Origin of the sequence: Vibrio sp. TMPB1044 (assembly GCF_030442075.1) — a bacterium.
Taxonomy (GTDB): Bacteria; Pseudomonadota; Gammaproteobacteria; order Enterobacterales; family Vibrionaceae; genus Vibrio; species Vibrio satsumensis.
This window is the reverse complement of record NZ_JAUJED010000015.1, coordinates 99,779-121,698: the sequence shown is the minus strand read 5'-3', so window position 1 is coordinate 121,698 and position 21,920 is coordinate 99,779. Positions and strand designations below refer to the sequence as shown.

Genomic DNA, 21,920 nt, shown 5'->3' with positions numbered 1-21,920 from the left:
CTAAGTAAAAACACCTAATTAGGATTGCTAATGGAGTTACCTGTTTTACTCGCTATTCTTGCCACCATTGCGGTGGGTACCTATTTCCAAACCGTCACGGGGTTTGGACTCGGCATTATCGTGATTGGTCTTACGGTCAGCCTTAATTTGGTTTCGTTGCCCGTGATTGCCGCCGTGGTCAGTATCGTGACCTTGTTTAACTGTTTGGTCGCGTTGATGGGCAAGCCACTGCTTGGGGAACTCAAAATTCTGGTGGTGTTAGTGATTGGTATTATCCCCGGTGTGTCGTTGGGAGTGTTTTTACTGGACGAGTTGAGCGAGTCGGCAACGCATATCCTGCGAGGGCTATTGGGTGCGATGGTGCTATTCGCAGGTTTGAGTTTTATGTTCAAACCTAAAACCAGAAAAGAGCGCTCGGCAACTGTATCGTTTTTGTTATCTGGTTTTAGTTCTGGGCTCGCGGGAGGACTGTTTGGGATGGCGGGCCCACCGATTGTTTATCATCTCTATCGACAGCCTTTTACCCTAGATCTGGTACGAAGTACATTGCTGATGGTGTTCGCTTGTACGTCGATGTCCCGTACCGTTAATGTCTATGCCGCTGGCGATATGGAAGCGAGCATACTGTGGTTGTCTGCTATTGCTGTTCCCTTGGTGGCGCTTGTGACTATGTTTGCTCGGCGCTTCCCGCCGCCGTTGTCGAATGACCAACTCAGAAAGTTGGTATTTATAGTGTTGATGTTGATTGGTGGGTATTTGATGGCTGTTTCTGCATGGTCGTTGCTTGGCTCTTCCTAAACCATTCTCGACAAAGGAGGCTAGTGATTCGCTAGCCTAAGCCTTTCTGTTTAAACACGCTTTAGCATCTCAAAGATACTCCTAGACAACCCAAATAAGCAGCTCTCCTGCACATCTAAAGTGATGTTACTTCGGTAGTACGGGCTTAAATCGACGCCCATCCCCACTCCATGAATTTCGATACTGTTTTTGATCGACTCGCGCTCAATCACTTGTTTGAGGTGGTTATCCAAATAGAACTGATCATTGGCTGTGCTGGTGGCGGTATCCATCGGACAGCCGTCTGAGAACACAATCAAAACCTTTCGCTGTGCGCTATGTTGCTGCAAGCGCTGGCTAGCGAACTGAACCGCTTCACCATCAATCCCTTCTTTAAAGATATCCGCTTTGCGAAGGCTAGCAATGCCAAGGCGAGAGCGTCTCCAATGGGTATCAAAATCCTTAAACACAATGTGTCGAACTTCGTTTAATCGGCCTGGGTGTTTCGGTTGGCCTTGCTTTAGCCACTGCCGATAAACCTTGCCACCATTCCAGTTGTTGGTGGTGAAGCCGATAATCTCGAAAGGGATGTTGGCTAGCCCGACGGATTTGAGAATCGTATCCATTAGTAGACTCAGTTTGTGACTGTGTTTTTGCATTGAGCCTGAGCAGTCCATTAGAAATGTGATGGCACATTGATGAGATGCGCCAATGTCAGGTTGATAAAAGACAGCACGATCCAACGGTGATGTGATGAGTTTGGTGATAGTGGTGGCGTTGACGATGCCTTCTTCCAAATGATCTTGACGTCGATTCCTTTGGGGCGTCGCAACAAAGCTGGTGAGCATAGCGGCTAAACGGCGGGTGTTCACTTGTCTCGCCATAATGTCATCGGTGAGCTTTTGCCTCAGTTCGAGTAACAGGGCGCGCCTGACGAGTTTATCTGCAGCAACCACTTGGTCAAATTCTGAATTAAAGACCTGATAATTGGCGCCCGACAGTTCAAACACCTTACTACTACCCGTGATATCGATATCGACGTCTTCGTCTTGAATGTCGCCATCAACGATAAGAGCAAGCTGCGCGAGGATCTTGATATCTTCTTCAACCGTAGGGGTTGGCGAGTTATTACTCTCTTGTTCTTGGTTGATGAGTTCTTGCGCTAAAGAGGCCAGTTCATTGGCGCAGTGAGCAAACTGTTGTTGGTCGGCTCGATGTGCCTTCAAGCGCTTCAGGCTGCTTCCGAATATAGGTACGATGCCCGCACGAGTTGATTCAACGGTTTCAGCAATCGGCTCAGAAACTGGAACACCGGTTAAGCGGGTGTGGATAACCTGCATCAATGTGAACAGCAGCATGCCAATTCGTGATTCAGTAAAGCCATTTTGATGGTACTGATCGCTCCAATACGCAAAGTTGAACTGAATGCTCTTAGTCACACCTTTTAGGTAAGACGGGACTTGTGATTCTATTCGTATTTGTTCGCAGAAATCATATAACAGACGTTCGACTTCGTTTTTTGGTCGTAATGAATAGTGAAGATCAGTATCTGACAACAATAGTCTCAGTGCCGATGAATCGATCTTGCCTTGCATTGAGAGCTTGCTGTTTGTTAAATCATGGCGAGAAACAAAGGTGAGATCGTTGGTGTGTGCTGACTGATAATAGCAGGGGCTATTACCGTTATAGAGACGCTCTCCCCGATAATTCAGGTTCAATTCACCACTGATCGCTCTAGCGACAGACACACCAAGGTCGAGGATCTTTTTCTGCTGAGAAGAAACATTGGCCATGGTTTACGACTCCGACTGCGCATAACTCTGAGTAGGCGTTTCTAGGGCCTCACCAAAGCAGCGGAAGTAATATTCTCTTACCAACTCTTTCTCTTCATCTTCACAACGGTTTAGGAATGAAAGCCTAAATGCCGTGGCTACGTTATCGAATATTCGGATATTTTCGGCCCATGTGATCACGGTTCGCGGAGACATTACCGTCGACAGATCGCCTGCTCTAAAACCATTTCGTGTTAACCCAGCAGTTGCGATCATTTTCTCAACTAACTGCTGACCGATTTCACTGTTCATCTCTGGGCGCTTGGATAACACGATCTTAGTTTCATGTTGTGGATCTAAATAGTTAAGCGTGGCGATGATGTTCCATCGGTCAAGCTGGCTATGGTTAAGCACTTGAGTACCGGAATACAACCCCGAGAAATTACCTAAACCAAGTGTGTTACAGGTAGCAAATAGGCGGAAAGAAGGGTGAGGCGTGATCACTCGGTTTTGCTCTAAAGAGGTGTATTTGCCGTCTTGCTCTAAGAGTTGTTGGATCACAAACATCACATCTGGTCGTCCTGCATCGTATTCGTCTAATACCAGAGCGATGGGTTGCTGGATGCTTTGCGGAAGAATGCCTTCTTTAAACTCTGTCACCTGCATTCCATCTTTAATGACGATGCTGTCCTTTCCTATGAAATCTAATCTGCTTAAGTGTCCGTCTAGGTTGATCCTCAAACATGGCCAGTTCAATCTCGCGGCAATTTGTTCAATGTGGGAAGACTTACCTGTTCCGTGTGTACCTTGTATCAACGTGCGGCGATTAGAGGTGAAACCCGCCAATATCGCTAGTGTTACTTCAGGATCAAAACAGTAGTTAGGATCGACCTTGGGTACATACTCTCCCGCATGTTCAAACGCCAGTACGGTTAGGTTGCTGTCGATGCCAAAACACTCTCTCACACTTACTGGTTGCGTTGGTATCAATTCCGCGTCATTCATTTTTCTTCCCTCTCAATAGCTTCCATTGACTGCCGCGATGGGCGATATGTCATCGATTATTAACAGCTCACTCTAAGTTAACGGCACTTTTTGTACGAAAAACTATCAATAATGTGATCTAGTTTTATTAATTAGAATGAATTGTTCCAATTTAATATAAAAAGTTGACGCGCAAAAAATCTACTACTAAGGTGAAAATGAATTCGAAAAAGAGACAATTCATTCCGAAAAATGAAATTTTGGTTAACTCAAGGAGAATGGAAGAATGAGTGAGCAAGAAAAACGTACGGTTGTTTCCGGCACAGTAACAATGACACCATCAGAAGCGTTCGTTGAAACTATGGTTGCTAATGATGTTACCGACATGTTCGGCATCATGGGGTCAGCATTTATGGACGCAATGGATATCTTTGCTCCAGCTGGCATTCGATTGGTCCCAGTGGTACACGAGCAAGGTGCTGCTCACATGGCAGATGGTTACTCTCGTGTATCTGGTCGCCATGGTGTGGTTATCGGCCAGAATGGCCCTGGTATTAGTAACTGTGTAACTGCGATTGCAGCGGCATTCTGGGCACACAGCCCGGTCGTGATTGTGACGCCAGAAACAGGTACCAAAACAATGGGTTTAGGTGGTTTCCAAGAGTGTAACCAGCTTCCAATGTTCCAAGAGTTTACTAAATATCAAGGACACGTAACGCACCCAGACCGTATGGCGGAATACACAGGCCGATGCTTTGACCGCGCAATGAGCGAAATGGGCCCAACTCAGCTGAACATTCCACGTGACTACTTCTACGGCGAAACTCAAACCGAAATCCCGAAACCAGCGCGTTTAGACCGTGGCCCGGGTGGTGAGAAGTCTCTGAATGAAGCGGCAGATTTGATTGCTGAAGCGAAATTCCCAGTCATCATTTCTGGTGGCGGCGTGGTAATGGCAGACGCAGTTCAAGAGTGTGCGGCACTGGCAGAACGACTAGGCGCCCCAGTAGTAAACAGTTACCTGCACAATGACTCTTTCCCTGCTAGTCACCCATTATGGTGTGGTCCTTTAGGCTACCAAGGTTCGAAAGCAGCAATGAAGTTAATGGCTCAAGCGGATGTGGTTATCGCTTTGGGTACACGTCTTGGTCCATTCGGTACCTTGCCTCAACATGGCATGGATTACTGGCCAAAAGACGCAAAAATCATTCAGATCGATGCAGACAACAAGATGCTTGGCCTCGTTAAGAAGATCTCTGTTGGTATCTGTGGCGACGCGAAAGCAGCAGCTGTGGCGTTAGCTGAAAGACTGGAAGGTCGTGCCCTGTTGTGTGATGACAACAAAGGCGCTCGCCAAGACACAGTGGCAACAGAAAAAGCGTTGTGGGAAAAAGAGCTTGATGAGTGGACGCACGAACGTGACTCGTTCAGCTTGGATATGATTGAAGAAAACTCGCATGAGACTCCGTTCTCTGGTGGCGAATATCTACACCCCCGCCAAGTATTGCGTGAACTAGAAAAAGCGATGCCAGAAGACGTAATGGTTTCAACGGATATCGGTAACATCAACTCAGTGGCAAACAGCTACTTACGCTTTGAAAAACCACGCAGCTTCTTTGCGGCAATGAGTTTCGGTAACTGTGGCTACGCGTTCCCGACCATCATTGGTGCGAAAGCGGCAGCACCTCATCGTCCGGCTATCTCTTATGCAGGTGACGGGGCGTGGGGCATGAGCTTGATGGAGACCATGACATGTGTTCGTCATAACATTCCAGTGACAGCCGTGGTATTCCACAACCGTCAATGGGGCGCAGAGAAGAAGAACCAAGTCGACTTCTACAACCGACGTTTTGTTGCAGGTGAACTGGATAACCAAAGCTTTGCGGAAATCGCACGAGCAATGGGCGCTGAAGGTATCACGGTTGATAAGCTAGAAGATGTTGGCCCAACTCTGCAAAAAGCCATCGACATGCAAATGAACGAAGGCAAAACAACCATCATTGAAATCATGTGTACTCAGGAATTGGGCGACCCGTTCCGCCGAGATGCACTATCAACGCCGGTTCGTTTCCTAGATAAGTACAAAGACTACGTATAAGTCGTAGGAAGTTTGTCCGGCCAGCGCATCATCGAGAATGTTGTCGAGTGCGTGGTCGGGCAATATTAACGGGTATTGGCAAAGTGCTTAGGTGAAGAACGTAAACGCTTAGTTCAATAATTTCCAGTTAAACATTAGAACACTAATTAAATGACTCATAAGTATATAAGTGGTTTTAGATATATACACTTTGTCACTCGTTATTATTAATCGATCCATTAACGAATGGATCCACAAATAGTTCTTTGACGAAGATACATATCTATTATTATTTTGGGAAGTTATAGCTAACGATGTTAATTTTATAATCGTAAGTGTTGATACTTGGATTGTACCGAATTTAAATTAAGTGACCTATTACATGCATGTTGTGAAAAATAAACGTTATATAAGTTCAATAGAAGAACTGTATGAAATAATCGATTCGCTAATTGCTGAGTGTAGTGGGCATCGTGGTTTGATTTATAACGTGTGTGATTATGAAAATAATAACCTGATGCCAAGTTTAGGCCGGTCCAACCGTAAGAACATACGTCGTGTCGAACAAGAGTTGCTTTCAACTGTGAGAGTTTACGGTGGTCACTCGCTGAGCTCACACGATATAAATGACTGGTTATTGATGTGTTTGGCCAAGAAGCAGGGTTTTCCCACCCGTTTGCTGGAATGGACCGATAACCTGTTAAATGCGCTTTGGTCGGTGTGTCATAGCCAAAGTAAAGACTGCATAAATATAATTAAAGCTATTGATTATCAGCGGGTTAGTGTTTTTAGCTCGCCGTGTAACATCAACAAAACTCAGATATTTAATGTGGCGGATTGCGATCAGCAAGAGCCACGCAAGGACAAGTGGTATTCCATTCACCCATTTAAGGAAGGTGGCAATGATGCCATTCAGCCTTTGTACGATGAGCAAGAATATTCAAACGGTCTAGTGTCCGTTCATATTCTTCCATCAGTGAAAGTAAACCTGATAAAGGAGTTAATATCCATGAATGTTTTAAATGAACCGACAGAGTATGTCGAAGAGAAACTAACGGATTTAAAAAACGAAGCACATGCAGATAACAACCAAGTCATAAATAAAGGTGATGGCAATATTGAATTGCAAGTTAATACTCATGAACGTCAACTTGAACAGTATGGTCGAAAGTATCATCAAGACTTTGATTTCGACTAAAGGCTAACATGTTCTAATTTAACTATACCTCTTATATCGTGAGTGAAAAGTTGAGTAAATAAAATTAGAACACTAATTAACTTATAAAAAGATGAAATCTGTGAGCTTAGAGATTGTTTATCACCTAACTCGAAGTTAGAGTGATGAACCTTGTTATTAAGTTGTTAAATTTTCACAGATCTAGTTTAAACACTCTAATAAAAAAGTGGCGCAAAGCTACTGAAATTTAAACCAATAACGAAAACATAAAGGATTCTGGAATATGAATATGCAAACCAATGCAGCGACATTCGTGCTGGAAAACCAAGTCGACACCGCCTTTTTGCAGTCTTTTAGTGATGCGTGGAATAACCATGATATTGAGGCGCTGATGTCTTTCATGACAGAAGACTGTGTATTCCACACGGTGGCAGGAGAAGGCTTGCTTGGAAACACTATTGAAGGGTACGAAGCAGTTCGAAATAGCTTTGAATTGGTTTGGCAGAACTTTCCAGATGCGGCTTGGAGCGATCCTGTTCACTTTGTGTGCGGTGACCGCGCTGTGAGTGAATCAACGTTTTCTGCGACGAACCCAGATGGCAGTGTCATCGAAGCTCGCATGGTCGACGTATTTACTCTGAAAGATGGAAAAATCAGCGTAAAAAATGCCTTCCGTAAAACACGACCTCTTTTGACTCCTAACAACACTCCCAAGAGCTAGACACGAAACCACAACCCGTTCACGTGTTATGACTAGGAGAGTCGAATTATGAGTTTAGTAATGGAACAACCGGCAGCCGATGTGCCGCCAAAGGTGAAAAGCACCCAAGCAAAAGAAAGTACCCAAGCAAAAGATAAATACGATCCAAAATACGATCCACTTAAAGACAAGAGCCCAGGTCACGGTAAGGAATATGCCCCGACTTATTGGGTAGATACCGCAGGCGCACCACCTGAAGATGATGGCCCAATCACGTCAGACATGGATGTCGATGTGGCCATTATCGGTTCAGGCTACACAGGGCTAAGTACCGCGATACACCTTGCTGAAATGTACGGCATTAAAGCGACTGTGATTGAAGCTAACCGTATGAGCTGGGGCTGCAGTACCCGAAATGGTGGCCAAGCACAGTGTGCTTCTGGGCGTTTGAAGCGTTCTCAGTGGATTGAACGCTGGGGTCTAGAAACGGCGCTAAAAATGCACCGCGAGTGTGTGGATGGCATGGAAACGTTCAAGTCACTGATCAAAGACATCGATTGTGACCCACAGCCGGGTGGTCACCTATATGTGGCTCACCGTCCAAAAGTGATGGCAACGCTTGAGAAAGAAGCCAAGTTGCTACGTGACACGTTCGATTACGATGCGCAGATCTTAGATGAGGAAACCGTAAAACGTGATTACGTTGGTGACCAAGAAGCGGCAGGCGCGATGCATGAACCCGAAGGTATTGGTATTCATGCCGGGAAACTGGCGTTTGGTTACCTAAGAAAGGCGCGGGCACTCGGCGTTAAGGTTCACCCATCTAGCCCAGTTATAGGATGGGAAACTCGTGGCGGTGTGCATTACCTGAAAACGCCAGGTGGTGTTGTGAAAGCGCGCTCTGTTGGGGTGTGTACGGGTGGATACACAAGCCAAGGTTTGCATTCCGAGCTTAAGAACCGCCTGTTGCCTGTTCTTTCTAACTCGATGGTGACACGTCCGTTAACTCAAGACGAAATCGCCGCGTGTAACTTCAAAACCAATCAAGTGATTACTGATACTCGAATTCTGCGCCACTACTACCGTTTGTTACCGGATAACCGAGTACAGATTGGTACACGCAGTGCCATCAGTGGCAAGAACGCACCTGAAAAGAAATATGAAGACATGCTAAGAGCGGATTTAACCCGAAAATTCCCGTCTCTCGATCAGATCCAAATCGATTATTCATGGTGGGGCTGGGTGGATGTTAGTCACGACATGATGCCGAGAATTTATCAGCCGAATCCAAAACAATCCATCTTCTACGCACTGGGATATGGCGGCAATGGCGTGATGTATTCCGCTCAAGCAGGCAAACGCCTTGCTCAGTGGATAGCAGGTGAAGGTCACAAGCTCGACCTACCAATATTTGAATCAAAACTTCCGTTCCCCAACGTGAGGGAAGTGGTGGAATCAGAGATGTTTGCACCGTTTCGAAGAATGGGGCAGCGGTTCCTTTATCAGTGGTATTCGTTAAAGGATGAAAGGCTGTAACTACCCGAACATTGTTTCCAGAATAGGGAAATAGAACTACGACCAGGAAAGTTGTACCAGGTCACCTTGTGAGCAAAGTACAGGCAGGAAGTCTGTATGATAGGAAAGGTTAAGACTATGAAATTGATTAAAAATAAAATTATTGCTGGTGTCACTATTGTAGCAACAGCGGTGTTATCTCATACCGCGGCAGCAGCGAATTTTAAAATGGCTATCGGCGATGCTGCTGGTGGTACGCAATGGGAATTAGCGACCTCATTCTCTGAGCTGATGGAACAAAAAACAGACGGTAAAGTGAAAATCGATCTGTTCCCGAATGGCCAATTAGGCAATGAGCAAGACACCGTAAACGATGCGGCAATCGGTCTTCTCGACTTCTCTGTACTGGCGATCAACAACGTGACGCCTTTCTCTCCAACCGTTGGTCTATTGACCATGCCTTACGTGATTCAAAGCGCAGAAGAAGCAGTGCTATTGACTCAAGGTCAAGTAGGCCAAGACTTAGTCGATAACACGATTCGTGATGCTGGTGTTCGTATTGTCGGTTGGGCGTATTCTGGCTTTAGGGTTTTGACTAACTCGAAAAAGCCCGTTGCTTCACCAGAAGATCTAAAAGGGCTAGTGATTCGTGTTCCTCGTAACGAAATCATGATCGCGTCTTACCAAGCATGGGGTGTAAACCCAACACCAATGGCGTGGTCTGAGACTTTCACTGGCCTGCAACAAGGCGTGGTAGATGGACAAGATAACCCTTACATCACAGTCCACGCGATGAAGTTCAACGAAGTACAAAAGTACGTGACCAACATTCGCTACATTTTCTCTCTAGAACCTCTGATTGTGAGTGAAACGGTTTTCCAACAACAGACACCTGAAATGCAAAAAATCATTCTTGAAGCAGGTCAGGAAGCGACAGAGCACAGCTTTGCTTATCTAGAAAATACGGAAAACAAGATCCGCGAAGAGCTACAAGCGAAAGGCATGGTATTCACAGACCCAGCAGACAACGAGCAAGAGTGGATCAACAAGGTGACTAAGTCAGTTTGGCCTAAGTTCTACTCAAGCATTGGGGGCAAAGACAAGCTAGACGACGTTCTTGAGTTACTAGGTAGAAAGTAACGATTAGATTCGCCCTATCAGCTGCTCTCTGCTACTTAATCACCTAGCAATAGAACAGTGAGATAGGGCATTTACATGGCTTTACTCGTTGATCTGTTCTGTACCTGATCTTTTTAGGACCGTGAGCGACTGGTTGTCATGTGGAAATCAACATTGGAGGTTATATGTCAGTCGCTAAAACAATAAGAAAGCACTTAAACAACATTGAGGAATATACGTGTTGTCTGCTGCTCGCAAGCTTTGTCCTATTGCTGTTCACACAAATTCTTACTCGCCAGTTCTTTGATTACTCTATCCCTTGGGGGGATGAGGTCGCTACTTACATGTTCGTTTGGTTTGCCTATCTAGGGGCTGTTGTGGCGGCCAAGATGTCGGCGCACAACCGAGTGAGCTTTCACTTTAAATTCTTTCCGCCAATCGTGCAGACCGTGAGTGAAACCATCGCTGACTTCTTATGGCTCTGTTTCAACGGCTACTTCGTTTACCTCAGCTACGACTTCGTGTTCAACAAAATGAATCTGTTTTGGAAGTCTCAGACTACAGGTATCCCGATGAAGTACTTCTACATGATTTTACCTATCGCGTTTTCACTGATGATGATTCGAATTATCTGGAATAATTATGAGCGTTTATTCAAAGGCGCAACCAACGAAGATCCAGAAGTCAAAGAGCTGCGCAAAATGACGGCACAAAAGTCTGCGCAATAGTCATCACAGAGAATAGTCGTAATAGAGAGATGTAATAATGGAATCCTATTTAACTCTAATTTTATTTGGTGGCTTTTTAACGCTTTTAATCCTAGGCGCACCAATCACAGTATCACTGGCCGGCGCTTCGATGGCGGCCTATATGTTGCTCGATAAAAATCCCATCGCTTTAGTACAAATCGCGTTTACCTCGGTGGGTAACTTCCCATTAATGGCGCTGCCAGCCTTTGTTCTTGCGGGTGCCTTAATGGAGGCAGCGGGTATCTCCAAACGTCTGGTGGATATCGCTGAAAGCTTAGCTGGGCCCGTAACTGGCGGGCTTGGCGCGGCAACGGTAATGGCATGTCTTTTCTTTGGTGCTATTTCGGGTTCAGGCCCTGCAACCACCGCCGCGGTAGGCATGTTAATGGTGCCTGCGATGGTGAAGCGTGACTACGATAAGAGCTACGCATCGGCAGTTACAGCTGCATCCGGTGGGTTGGGTATTATCATCCCGCCATCTATTCCTTTGGTTATCTTTGGTATCTCTGCAATGGGCTTAATGGCGCCACCGGAAGCCATTGCTCAACACGGCCAGTTTGCTTCTCTGTCGATTCCAAAGCTGTTTGTCGCTGGGGTTGTACCAGGCTTCATCATGGCATCGACGCTGGTGGTAACCAACTACTTCATTGCTAAGCGAGAAGGCTATAAAGGGCTGACCGAAACGTGGTCGTTTGGTGATGTAAGGCACTACTTGCGACGTGGATTATGGTCGATATTAGCGCCGTTCTTGATTCTTGGCGGTATCTACAGCGGCATGTTCACACCAACAGAATCAGCGGTTGTGGCGATTTTCTATTCGCTGTTTGTGGGTGTGTTTATCCACCGAGAGTTATCGTTCAAAAGCGTGATGAAATCTCTATCAACCACGACGTGGATCACCGGACGCGTATTGTTAATCCTCTTTGCTGCCACCGTGTTTGGACGCTTGTTGATTGAGCAAAAAATCCCAGTTGTTGTGGCGGAATCACTACTCAGTTTCACCGACAACATGTACATGGTGTGGGCTCTGACGATTACCTTGCTGCTGTTCATCGGCATGTTTATGGAAACCTTAGCTGCGATCATGATTATTGTGCCAGTGCTGCTACCAATCATGTACATGTTGGGCGCGGATCCAACTCACGTGGGCATTGTGGTGGTGTGTACCTTATCGATAGGCTTTGCAACGCCGCCGCTCGGCGAAAACATCTTTGTCGCCTCGGGGATCGGTGGCTCCACGGTTGAGCAGATTACCGCGAAGATCCACCCCTTTGTTCTTGCTTCTGTTGTGGGCGTGTTTGTTATCGCTTTCTTCCCACAAATTACGCTTTGGCTACCGTCCTTAGTGGGCTATTAGGAGAAGTCACTATGAATATATCAAGAATTATCCTTATTGGTTGTGCCGTATTTGCAGTAATCAGCGGCATTGGATTGCGTGCTGAACATTCAGAAACAGCGAAAGAAAACGAGCCAGTTAATGTGCTCGATATTTCAGAGCCACATGTGGTCAGTGATGCGGAAAGAAGAGCCAAAACCTTGCTTGCGAAAGCGGTGGTGCACATTCAAAAAGAAGGTGACGACAGCGTGAAAGACTTCATGAGTGATGCCGAATATATAGACGGTGAACTCTATGTGTTTGCTCTTGGTATTGATGGCCAATTCCTTGCCAGTGGCGGCTCTTCGATGGTGTTGGTGGGCGACAGTGTGTTGGATACCCAAGACGTTTACGGCAATCCTTTTTTCCGTGAAATGATCACTAAAGCGGTTCACAACGGCTTTGGTGAAGTTAAGTATCACTGGAGCAACCCAACTGATCGCATGGGTGAGCCGAAAACCACTTTCTTTGAGCGTGTTGGAGATGTGATTGTTGCTGTGGGCTTTTACCCAGAGCGTTCCAGTGCGGCCGAGGCTAAGAACCTACTGGCGAGAGCGATGACCGCGATAGTGGAGTCTGAGCAACAGAGCCTTGCTGAGTTTAATGACGCTGAAGGCAGTTTTGTTGAGGGAGACCTGTATGTGTTCGTGATGGATATGAGCTCTGGAAAGTTGCTCGCGCACGGTGTATCCCCTGAGCTTGTTGGGCGTTCGCACAGCGAGATCCTAAGTCCAGACGATAAACCGATTCTTACTGAGATGTTGAATCTCGCGAAGGAAAACGGCCGAGGTGTTTACACCTATCGATGGTTGAATCCGCTGTCGAGTAAAGTCGAAACCAAGCACACGTATTACCGTGTTATCGACAATAAGCTAGTAGGGGTCGGTTATTACACAAATTCAAACAACACGTAAAAGTGACTCTTCTATGATCGTAAGTCTATTTAAATTAATGGCTTACGACTCGTTTAACCCCTAAAAATAGGAGTGTGTAAAAAAGCAATTTAGTAAAATTAACACTGTGAAATTTTTGTTGTGAAATTATTTCGAAAATACAAGTAGTATGAAATACATGGAAGCAACACAGTAAAGAACAATTTTGAAAAGGGTCAATCAGGATTTTTGACCTACATGAAATTCAAAGCCGTACGAGGGATAGATTATGAATATGCTGACACTAGACAAAACAGAACTTCACAGAAACCATTCAACATTTATTGCTGAAGCTGTCTTTGCCGTAGAAATGGTGAAAGCAGACAAGCAGCTCGAAAAACAAAAAATGGCGAAACAGTTGCTTGATACTCTATTTCCTCTTGAGGCGGGTTCACACGAAGACGCAGTGAGCTATGAGATTGACTACCGACATGTTCAGGTTTACTTCAAAAATGGCGAACATACTGGCCTAAAACGAGCGAAGCACTTTGTGGCTTTCACCGGCGATAAGTCTAAGCCTTCAGCAATCCTATTTCGTGATGAAAGCGGTACACACGTTGAAGTGACAATCGGTGCTCGTAAAGGCACCGGCTACTTAGAATTGGTTGATATTCAAGATATCCAGTTAGAGACATGCACCACGTTTGGCCAAACTGAGGCGAGCCGTTCTTCTGGCATCCGTCACTGGGTGAGTTTAGTGAAAGGCGATGAAAGCGGTCGACCGAACGCTTCAAGTGAAGATAAAGAGTTCACGGCAAAAAATGGCGAAGACTATAACCTAGGTTTTTGCTTCGCGATCTAATGTGCTGTCTTTGAAATGTGAAGTGCTGCTCTGCTAGACGTAGCACTGACATTTGAATACTGATTTCTCTTTTACCTTTGGTAATTTCCCCGCCCCTATAGCGGGGCTTTTTTGTTAGAGCTATAAATAAATTAGGCTATTGTTGATTTTATCTTTAGAAAGTTTGAATGAGATTTTACAGTGCGTTATTTTTATTTAAAGTGCTGTATTTAAACATTTTTATTTGTTTGTTTAATTCTGTTTTTATTAGCTTAACTATCACTATTAACCTTGGTTTGGGTGACTATTGAGCTAAAACTCAGTCAAAATGCTTCGTGCTGTGCTATAATCTGCGGCCTGGGATTGAGCTAGTAAGTCCATTTATCACCACTCGAGGTGGTTTTTATCACGTTTATTTCGGTGGTATGGCGAGCCAATCAAGTAGTAGTTGGATATGGAGAGCGTCCTTATATTCGTTGATTCGGATATGCGAACATCATAATTTATGAGTTTTAAATCAAAAAAATACAGTATCGATTCTACTGACTATCAAGTTGGTCAAGACAACGTCAGTAAATGGGGCATGGATGTCCATAACACCGTCTTCGTAGCCTCAGTTGGCTTATCTCTTCTTTTTATCATCACTCTTCTTGCTCTTCCGCCTGCAGATGCTAAAGCTGCAATTGATTCTATTAAGGGTGCTGTTCTTTCAAAGTTTGACTTCCTGTTTATGTGGGGAGCTAACATCATGTTAGTTTTTGCCGTTGTTCTTGCATTCTCACCTCTAGGCAAAGTTCGCTTAGGTGGTGAAGACGCGACAGCGGACTATTCAATGGCATCTTGGATTGCGATGTTATTCGCAGCAGGTATGGGTATTGGGCTTATCTTCTGGGGTGTTGCAGAGCCGACCGCGTTCTTCACTAACTGGTTTGGCACGCCTTTGAATGCTGAACCTTTTACAGAAGCAGGCCGTGAACTGGCACTGGGTGCGACCGTATTCCACTGGGGTTTTCATGCATGGGCTATCTATGGCATGACGGCACTTTGCTTGGCGTACTTTGTTTACAACAAAGGCTTACCATTATCAATGCGTTCTGTGTTCTACCCAATTTTGGGTGAGCGAGTATGGGGCAAGACCGGTGATGTAATTGATGTACTTACGGTACTGGTTACTCTGTTTGGCCTAGCGACTTCATTGGGTTTAGGTGGCACACAAGCAGCAAGTGGTATCAGCCACGTGTTCGGCTGGGAAAACAACATCTTCCTTCAGCAATCTATTATTGTTCTGATTATGGGTTTAGCGATCATCTCTGTTCTTCGTGGTATGGACGGTGGCGTTAAGTTCCTAAGTAACCTGAACATGGTGATTGCGTTTGTATTCCTTGGTTTAATTGCTGTTCTTAACTTCACGACAGTACTTGATTCTGTGGCGACGGCTGCAACGGGCTATGTGAAAAACATTGTAGCGTTGAGCCAAAGCTCAGGCCGTGAAGACACAACATGGCTGCATGGTTGGACTGTGTTCTACTGGGCATGGTGGGTTGCGTATGCACCATTCTTCGGTATGTTTGTAGCGCGTATTTCTAAAGGCCGTACGGTTCGTGAATTCCTGCTTTGCGTACTGATTATCCCAACATTGGTCACTTCAGCTTGGATGTCTATTTTCGGTGGTGTGGCTATCGAGCAAGTGATTAATCATGTAGGGCAACTTGGCCTCGACCAAGGCATCACTGATGTATCTCTAAGCTTGTTCCACATGCTAGATGCGTACTCGTTTGGTAGCATTCTTTCTGTTATCGCTGTAGCACTGATCATTGTGTTCTTCGTTACTACACTAGACTCGGGTTCTATCGTTATTGATGGTATGACAGCAGGTGGTAAGCTTGAAGTTCCAGTGAAACAGAAAGTGGTTTGGGCGGTTATCTCAGGTGTTATCGCAATGGTGATGCTGTGGATTGGTGGTACTCAATCTATCCAAGCACTTCAATCGATCACGATCATTGCTGCATTGCCGTTTACGATCATTCTTCTGATTGGTTGTTTCAGCTTGTTGAAAGGTCTACTGACTGAAGTAGATAAAGGACAAGCAAGCGTTAGCGAAACGGCTAACTAAAGAAACCAAGCAGGGAGTTAGTGAATGACTCCTCGCTAAGCGTGATTTCAAAGCTCTCTTGCACAGTGTGCAAGGGAGCTTTTTTATGCCCAAGAAGAAATTAGAGATAAGCAGAAAAGACAAAAAAAAAGCCATAAGTGAATCGTCACTTGTGGCTCTTTTTTAGTTTTAGGGATTAGTTCTAGGGAACTAGGTACTAGCTTAAGCGTTTAATTCGTGCTGAATTACGTAATCCAAAGCACCGACTACCGCAGCAACTTGAGCGTCATTACACTCTTCGTCTGTCACTTTGTCGCTGTCCGGGTAAACTTCAGTGGTTGTGCCGTACTTACAATCAGTCACACCACCACATAAGCCAAGCTTCTTCATTGGGTAGTTAATCACACCATGTTGAGTAACTTCAGAACCAATGATCTTGCCGTCTGCATCTGCTGGCGCAATGTGCGTTACTTTTTCAACTGAAGCAATTACCGCCGCTTGGAATTCAGGCTGCGGATTCTCAGTATCACCAACTGTGTAGAAACCGTCTGGGATCATGCCTTCGATGTATTCAATACCATCACGTGCAGCGAGTGCAGGGCGGAATTCCGTTTCATCAGAATCCGTCGTTTCGTGTAGATCAACGTGAACCAGTACCTCTGGCAGAGACGCCACTAACGCACGCAGATTTGCTGATTCTTCAGCTGGTGTACCGTCATAGAAAGAACGGTTTGGATCAACAGCATTTGGGTTCCAACGGTTGATGACTTCGTAACCCCAAGGGCTCACACAAGGTGCAACCACTATGTTGAAATGTGCTGCGTATTTCTCTGCTTGAGTCTCTGCGAATTTGATCGCACCGTGTACACCACTGGTTTCATAACCGTGAACACCGCCTGTTACCAGAACGGTTGGTTTTGATGCATCCCAGTTTTTGCTCTTGATTGCAAAAAGAGGGAAACGAGCTTCATCGTAGCTCAGCGCGCCGTATTGCTCGATGTCAAAACGATCTGCTAGTACTTTAATCTTTGGTACAACTTCTTGTTGGTATTCACGCTTAACCGTTCTTTGAGCTAACCATGCTTCACGTTCTGCTTGTTGCCACTTTTGTCCTGGCTTACCAATCGGGTAGGTAGATTCACTTTTCATCTATACTTTTTCTTTTATGTTCGTGAAAGATTAAGACAGATTATTCCTGTCTAACAGAGACAGCAATAGAAAACACAACTTGTGACTTTATTTTTTACAGACTCATAACTTTGATGAGTGAATTGATGGTGTTACATTTTATTGATGGTTTAATTCTTTATAAAGAGACAACAAAATGGCTGGAGCAAGTTTACTAACACTGCTAGATGACATTGCAACTGTGTTGGATGATGTCGCACTGATGTCTAAGGTGGCAGCTAAAAAAACCGCAGGCGTATTGGGTGACGATTTAGCCCTGAACGCTCAGCAAGTATCAGGTGTTTCTGCTGAAAGAGAAATCCCAGTGGTGTGGGCGGTTGCAAAAGGTTCATTTAAGAACAAGCTGATTTTAGTGCCAGCAGCATTATTGATCAGTGCCTTTATTCCTTGGTTGATCATGCCTTTGCTTTTGATTGGTGGTCTGTTTCTTTGTTTTGAAGGCGCGGAGAAGATTTTAGAGAAGCTCTTGCCGCATGCCCATCAACATGACGAAAAGGGGGAGGATACCAGTACTGGAGAATCCATCGAGGAATATGAGAAGAGAAAGGTAGCAGGCGCGATTCGTACCGATTTCATATTGTCTGCGGAAATCATAGTGATAGCTCTGGGTACCGTGACGGGGACAAGTATCCTTACCCAGATTCTTGTCGTGAGTTTGATTGCGGTTGTGATGACGATTGGTGTTTATGGCTTAGTGGCGGGTATCGTTAAGTTGGATGATTTAGGGTTCTATCTGCAGCGAACATCGAATGGGAGCGCTATTAAAACTCAATTGGGGAATGGGCTTGTAGCCTTTGCACCAAAGCTAATGAAGATGCTTGCTGTGGTCGGCACAGCTGCCATGTTCTTGGTTGGTGGTGGTATTGTGGTGCATAACGTTCCTGCGATTCATCACTTAATTGAGCCGATTATTATGGATTTTCGTGGACATACGATAGCGACAGCGGTTGTTCCAACTCTGTTGAATGGCGTGGTTGGTGTATTGGCAGGGTTACTTGTTGTCGCGATTTGGAGTGTGATAGAGAAGGTTCGCGGCAACTAGGACTTAAACAACGTCTTCGGCAATGAGTTTGTTAAATACTAAACAAAAAGGGTCATCCATAATCGGGTGACCCTTTTTAGTTGAGGTGAAGTATTTACGACGTATCTACAACGTATTTACTTTGCCTTCCGAGCGTTTATTTTACAGACCAAGCAATAGTCTCGCCGCCACGGATTGGTACAACGATGTCTGAACCGAAAGGCATGGTTTCAGCAACGTTCCACTCTTCTTTAACAAGAGTGATGGTGTCTGCATTACGTGGCATGCCGTAGAAATCCGGACCATTGTGGCTCGCGAACGCTTCTAGGTTCTCAATTTTGCCTTCTAAATCGAACACTTCAGCGTACAGTTCAACCGCAGCGTGTGCTGTGTAAGAACCCGCACAACCACATGCTGACTCTTTTGCACCTTTTGCGTGTGGTGCCGAGTCTGTACCCAAGAAGAACTTCTTGCTGCCGCTTGTTGCCGCTTCGATAAGCGCTAATTGGTGCGTGTTGCGCTTTAGGATAGGAAGACAGTAGAAGTGTGGCTTAATGCCGCCAACCAACATGTGGTTGCGGTTATAAAGCAAGTGGTGAGCTGTGATGGTTGCCGCTACGTTCTCGTTAGCGTTCTTAACGAAAGTTGCAGCATCTGCAGTCGTGATGTGCTCTAGAACGATCTTTAGGTTAGGGAAGTCGTTAACAATCGGCGCTAGCACTGTGTCTAGAAACTCTTTTTCACGGTCAAAGATATCAACATCGTGAGCCGTTACTTCACCGTGTACCAGCAGCAACATACCCACTTCTTGCATCGCTTCTAGTACGTGGTAGATCTTTTGAGCTGAAGTTACGCCTGAATCCGAGTTTGTCGTCGCGCCAGCAGGGTATAGCTTCGCCGCTACAACAGCGCCAGACTCTTTCGCTTTGCGAATTTCATCAGGTGTTGTGTTATCTGTTAGGTAAAGTGCCATTAGAGGCTGGAACTGTTCACTTGGTTGCTCTGCCATGATGCGTTCACGGTAAGCTAGAGCCATTTCGGTATCAGTTACCGGTGGGATGGTATTTGGCATGATTAACGCTCGACCATTGTAACGGCTGATATCGCGAACTGTATCTTTTAATACTTCGCCATCGCGTAGATGAACATGCCAGTCGTCAGGACGAGTAATCGTAAGTTGTGTCATTGAAGGCTCCCACCATTTGAAGTGTAATGTAGTTGGAGCCTAAACTCAGCGAAATCTGTGAAAGCAATCGCTTACGTTTAGGCGACAGGATGATAGTGGAAAAGCACTTTCATTTCATCCTATTTTTAACTCTTCAGGGTTAAGAGCTTATTTTTATGGGATTTTAATTTGGTATTTTTCTTGGATTCGAGTTAGCGAGTCGCGACCCAGAGCCCGTGAATCATTCCAGGTACCCAGAAGAAGAAGGTCAGGACGATGTTAATCAGCAAATCTTTGCCTGCACCACGAGCGAAGAACACACCAACTGGCGGAAGTAGTACACATAAAATGATAATGACGAGTTTGTTCATGATAAATCCTTTTTATTCAATGAAAGTTCAATGCACCAACGGTATTCAGATTATAGAAGGTCTGGAGAGTGTTAATGCATTACTGTCTTGATATATACAAGACAGTGATTTAAACATCTCAAGATATTAGCTTAGTATCAAGTGTTTAATGGCTGCCAGTTTATCTATTTATAACCATTTGTTAGCATTGGGACAAACTACAAAAACATTGGAATCGTTATGTCGCAGTCACCTCTAGATGGAAAGGCTTCAGAGCAAGCTCCTTCCTTATCTCAAATCAATGTGTTTCCGGTTAAATCAGTGGGCGGCATTGCGCTCTCTTCTGCTTGGGTTGAAAAACAAGGCCTTACCTTTGACAGACGTTTCATGCTGGCATTAGCTGACGGTTCAATGGTTACTGCACGTAAGTATCCTAAAATGGTCAAGGTGTCTTCAAGCTTGCAGCCAGACGGTTTGATTTTTACTTATGAAGGTAAAGAACCGCTGCGCCTAAAGTATGCAAACTTCAAGATGCAGGAAGCTCCAGCTACTGTGTGGAAAGACAGCTTCACGGCCTACACAACGTGTGATGAAGCCGATGATTGGTTTAGTGATGTGTTGGGTGTGCGAGTTGAGCTACTTTTCTCTGGCGAACAATCGAATCGTGTTCGTGAAAAGCTGGGTCAGAATGTCAGTTTTGCTGATGGCTACCCAATGCTAATCATCAGCCAAGCTTCGCTTGATGAGTTGAATCGCCGCAGTCCTGAAACGCATTCGATGGATCAGTTCCGCACCAACTTCGTCGTCTCAAACACAGAAGCCTTTGCTGAGGACGGCTGGAAGCGTATCCGAATTGGTGAGGTTGAATTTGAGGCGGTTAAGCCTTGTGAACGCTGTATCCTAACGACAGTCGATGTTGAGAGTGGCGAATTTAGAGCTACAAAGGAGCCGCTTAATACCTTCTCTACATTCCGAGCCAATGAGCGCGGTGGCGTGTTCTTTGGTCAGAATCTTGTGGCTAAAAATGAAGGTTTAGTCAAAGCGGGTGACGTCGTTGAAGTGCTTGAAACTAAAGAAAAAGAACACTATGAAGACACTTGGGTTGAGTTACTGCATCTAACCTGTGTTGAGCGCGAAGAGATCGCTCGCGACTTCACTACGTTTTGGTTAGAGCCTGCGAAAGAGAGCCACTCCTTACCAAGTTACCAGCCTGGACAACATCTACCTATTGAGATGATGATTAATGGCGAGAAGGTTTCTCGTCGTTACACGTTATCGTCTAGCCCATCTCGAGCGGGTCGTTTAGCGATTTCAGTGAAGCGAGTGGACGATGGTCAAATCTCAAACTGGCTCAATGATCACTTCCAAGTAGGTGATACGCTTGTTGCTCAAAACCCAGATGGCGCTTTTTATTTAGAAGAAAATTCAACGCATCCGTTACTACTTTTATCTGCAGGTAGTGGGATTACGCCTATGTTGTCGATGCTTCGTTATTTAGCTGATCACGGTCAGATTGATGATGTGGTTTTCTATCACCAATGCAGCAGCGAAGAAGACATTCCTTATCAAGCTGAGATCGATAAGATTGCCAACGAGCATACAGGTTTACGTGTGATTTATTCGCTAAGCCAACCAGCTAAGGAGTGGGATGGTTTATCTGGACGTTTGAGCGTGTCTCATGTCGCTAAAATTGAAGAGTTACACAGACGTCAGGCCTTCGTGTGTGGCCCTGATGGCTTCATGGATAATGCCAAGAAACTGTTGATTCAAATGGGGCTTAATCCTCAGCACTACCACCAAGAAGCGTTTGGTGTTGCTCAGTCTACTGAAGAGGCTGTGAAGCAACTGCAGTTAAGTGTGAACGGTTACCTGTTTGAAGGTAATAACCAATCAACCCTGCTAGAGCAAGCTGAGTCGGCCGGTGTGTCTATCGCTTCTAGCTGTCGTGCTGGTTTCTGTGGCGCTTGTAAAGTGACCCTTGAGTCTGGGCAAGTTCACCAACCTGATGTGCCTGCATTACAAGAGCATGAGCGCAACATGGGGCAGATACTGGCGTGTTGCAGTGTGCCTCAAACTGATATCGAAGTTGTGGATTAACGACTCGTTAGGTCAAAAGGACAAGTACTAAATAGAAAAGGCCGGAAGC

General features: G+C 45.3%; 18 protein-coding genes. 13 read left to right on the top strand and 5 right to left on the bottom strand.

Annotated elements, in window-relative coordinates; all coding sequences use genetic code 11:
• Positions 1-30: 30 nt before the first annotated feature.
• Positions 31-798, top strand: a complete 768-nt coding sequence (locus QQ041_RS09980) for a sulfite exporter TauE/SafE family protein (RefSeq protein ID WP_239718793.1) — start codon at positions 31-33, stop codon at positions 796-798.
• A gap of 50 nt (positions 799-848) precedes the next feature.
• Here the strand turns inward: QQ041_RS09980 and QQ041_RS09975 are convergent, their stop codons facing one another.
• Together QQ041_RS09975 and QQ041_RS09970 are read right to left on the bottom strand one after the other, a co-directional pair.
• A complete protein-coding gene (locus QQ041_RS09975; RefSeq protein WP_285953786.1) occupies positions 849-2,570 on the bottom strand; it encodes a cobalamin biosynthesis protein CobT in 1,722 nt (573 codons plus the stop codon).
• Between the two features lie 3 nt (positions 2,571-2,573).
• A complete protein-coding gene (locus QQ041_RS09970) occupies positions 2,574-3,554 on the bottom strand; it encodes an AAA family ATPase (RefSeq protein ID WP_285953785.1) in 981 nt (326 codons plus the stop codon).
• A gap of 265 nt (positions 3,555-3,819) precedes the next feature.
• Between QQ041_RS09970 and xsc the strand changes: the two genes are divergently transcribed.
• From xsc to QQ041_RS09920, 10 genes are all read left to right on the top strand, one after another.
• On the top strand, positions 3,820-5,631 hold the full coding sequence (gene xsc / locus QQ041_RS09965) for a sulfoacetaldehyde acetyltransferase (RefSeq protein ID WP_050643312.1): 1,812 nt from the start codon (positions 3,820-3,822) through the stop codon (positions 5,629-5,631).
• 361 nt (positions 5,632-5,992) lie between these two features.
• Entirely contained in the window at positions 5,993-6,808 is an 816-nt protein-coding gene (locus tag QQ041_RS09960) for an FRG domain-containing protein (protein WP_285953784.1), read from the top strand.
• Between the two features lie 262 nt (positions 6,809-7,070).
• A complete protein-coding gene (locus QQ041_RS09955) occupies positions 7,071-7,508 on the top strand; it encodes a nuclear transport factor 2 family protein (protein ID WP_017633372.1) in 438 nt (145 codons plus the stop codon).
• 48 nt (positions 7,509-7,556) lie between these two features.
• A complete protein-coding gene (locus QQ041_RS09950) occupies positions 7,557-9,023 on the top strand; it encodes an FAD-binding oxidoreductase (protein ID WP_285953783.1) in 1,467 nt (488 codons plus the stop codon).
• A gap of 117 nt (positions 9,024-9,140) precedes the next feature.
• On the top strand, positions 9,141-10,142 hold the full coding sequence (locus tag QQ041_RS09945) for a TRAP transporter substrate-binding protein (protein ID WP_048609745.1): 1,002 nt from the start codon (positions 9,141-9,143) through the stop codon (positions 10,140-10,142).
• A 164-nt stretch (positions 10,143-10,306) separates the two neighbouring features.
• Entirely contained in the window at positions 10,307-10,849 is a 543-nt protein-coding gene (locus QQ041_RS09940; protein ID WP_285953782.1) for a TRAP transporter small permease, read from the top strand.
• 37 nt (positions 10,850-10,886) lie between these two features.
• Entirely contained in the window at positions 10,887-12,227 is a 1,341-nt protein-coding gene (locus QQ041_RS09935; protein WP_017064290.1) for a TRAP transporter large permease, read from the top strand.
• Positions 12,228-12,238: 11 nt separating this feature from the next.
• On the top strand, positions 12,239-13,159 hold the full coding sequence (locus QQ041_RS09930; protein ID WP_285953781.1) for a cache domain-containing protein: 921 nt from the start codon (positions 12,239-12,241) through the stop codon (positions 13,157-13,159).
• Positions 13,160-13,406: 247 nt separating this feature from the next.
• On the top strand, positions 13,407-13,979 hold the full coding sequence (locus QQ041_RS09925; RefSeq protein WP_017094519.1) for a malate synthase: 573 nt from the start codon (positions 13,407-13,409) through the stop codon (positions 13,977-13,979).
• A gap of 484 nt (positions 13,980-14,463) precedes the next feature.
• Complete coding sequence (locus QQ041_RS09920; protein ID WP_285953780.1) at positions 14,464-16,071, top strand: BCCT family transporter; 1,608 nt, start codon at positions 14,464-14,466, stop codon at positions 16,069-16,071.
• Positions 16,072-16,272: 201 nt separating this feature from the next.
• Here the strand turns inward: QQ041_RS09920 and QQ041_RS09915 are convergent, their stop codons facing one another.
• Positions 16,273-17,199, bottom strand: a complete 927-nt coding sequence (locus tag QQ041_RS09915) for a M14 family metallocarboxypeptidase (RefSeq protein ID WP_285953779.1) — start codon at positions 17,197-17,199, stop codon at positions 16,273-16,275.
• 175 nt (positions 17,200-17,374) lie between these two features.
• Between QQ041_RS09915 and QQ041_RS09910 the strand changes: the two genes are divergently transcribed.
• Complete coding sequence (locus QQ041_RS09910; protein ID WP_285953778.1) at positions 17,375-18,280, top strand: DUF808 domain-containing protein; 906 nt, start codon at positions 17,375-17,377, stop codon at positions 18,278-18,280.
• Positions 18,281-18,416: 136 nt separating this feature from the next.
• On the opposite strand, the gene pyrC is transcribed toward QQ041_RS09910, so the two are convergent.
• Together pyrC and QQ041_RS09900 are read right to left on the bottom strand one after the other, a co-directional pair.
• The gene (pyrC, locus tag QQ041_RS09905; protein WP_009845762.1) at positions 18,417-19,445 is read right to left on the bottom strand and encodes a dihydroorotase; all 1,029 of its coding nucleotides are present in this window, start codon (positions 19,443-19,445) and stop codon (positions 18,417-18,419) included.
• Positions 19,446-19,636: 191 nt separating this feature from the next.
• Positions 19,637-19,795, bottom strand: coding sequence for a YqaE/Pmp3 family membrane protein (locus QQ041_RS09900; protein ID WP_008215717.1), 159 nt, complete (start codon positions 19,793-19,795; stop codon positions 19,637-19,639).
• Positions 19,796-20,014: 219 nt separating this feature from the next.
• On the opposite strand from QQ041_RS09900, the gene QQ041_RS09895 reads away from it, so the two are divergent.
• Positions 20,015-21,871, top strand: coding sequence for a hybrid-cluster NAD(P)-dependent oxidoreductase (locus QQ041_RS09895; protein WP_285953777.1), 1,857 nt, complete (start codon positions 20,015-20,017; stop codon positions 21,869-21,871).
• Positions 21,872-21,920 lie beyond the last annotated feature (49 nt).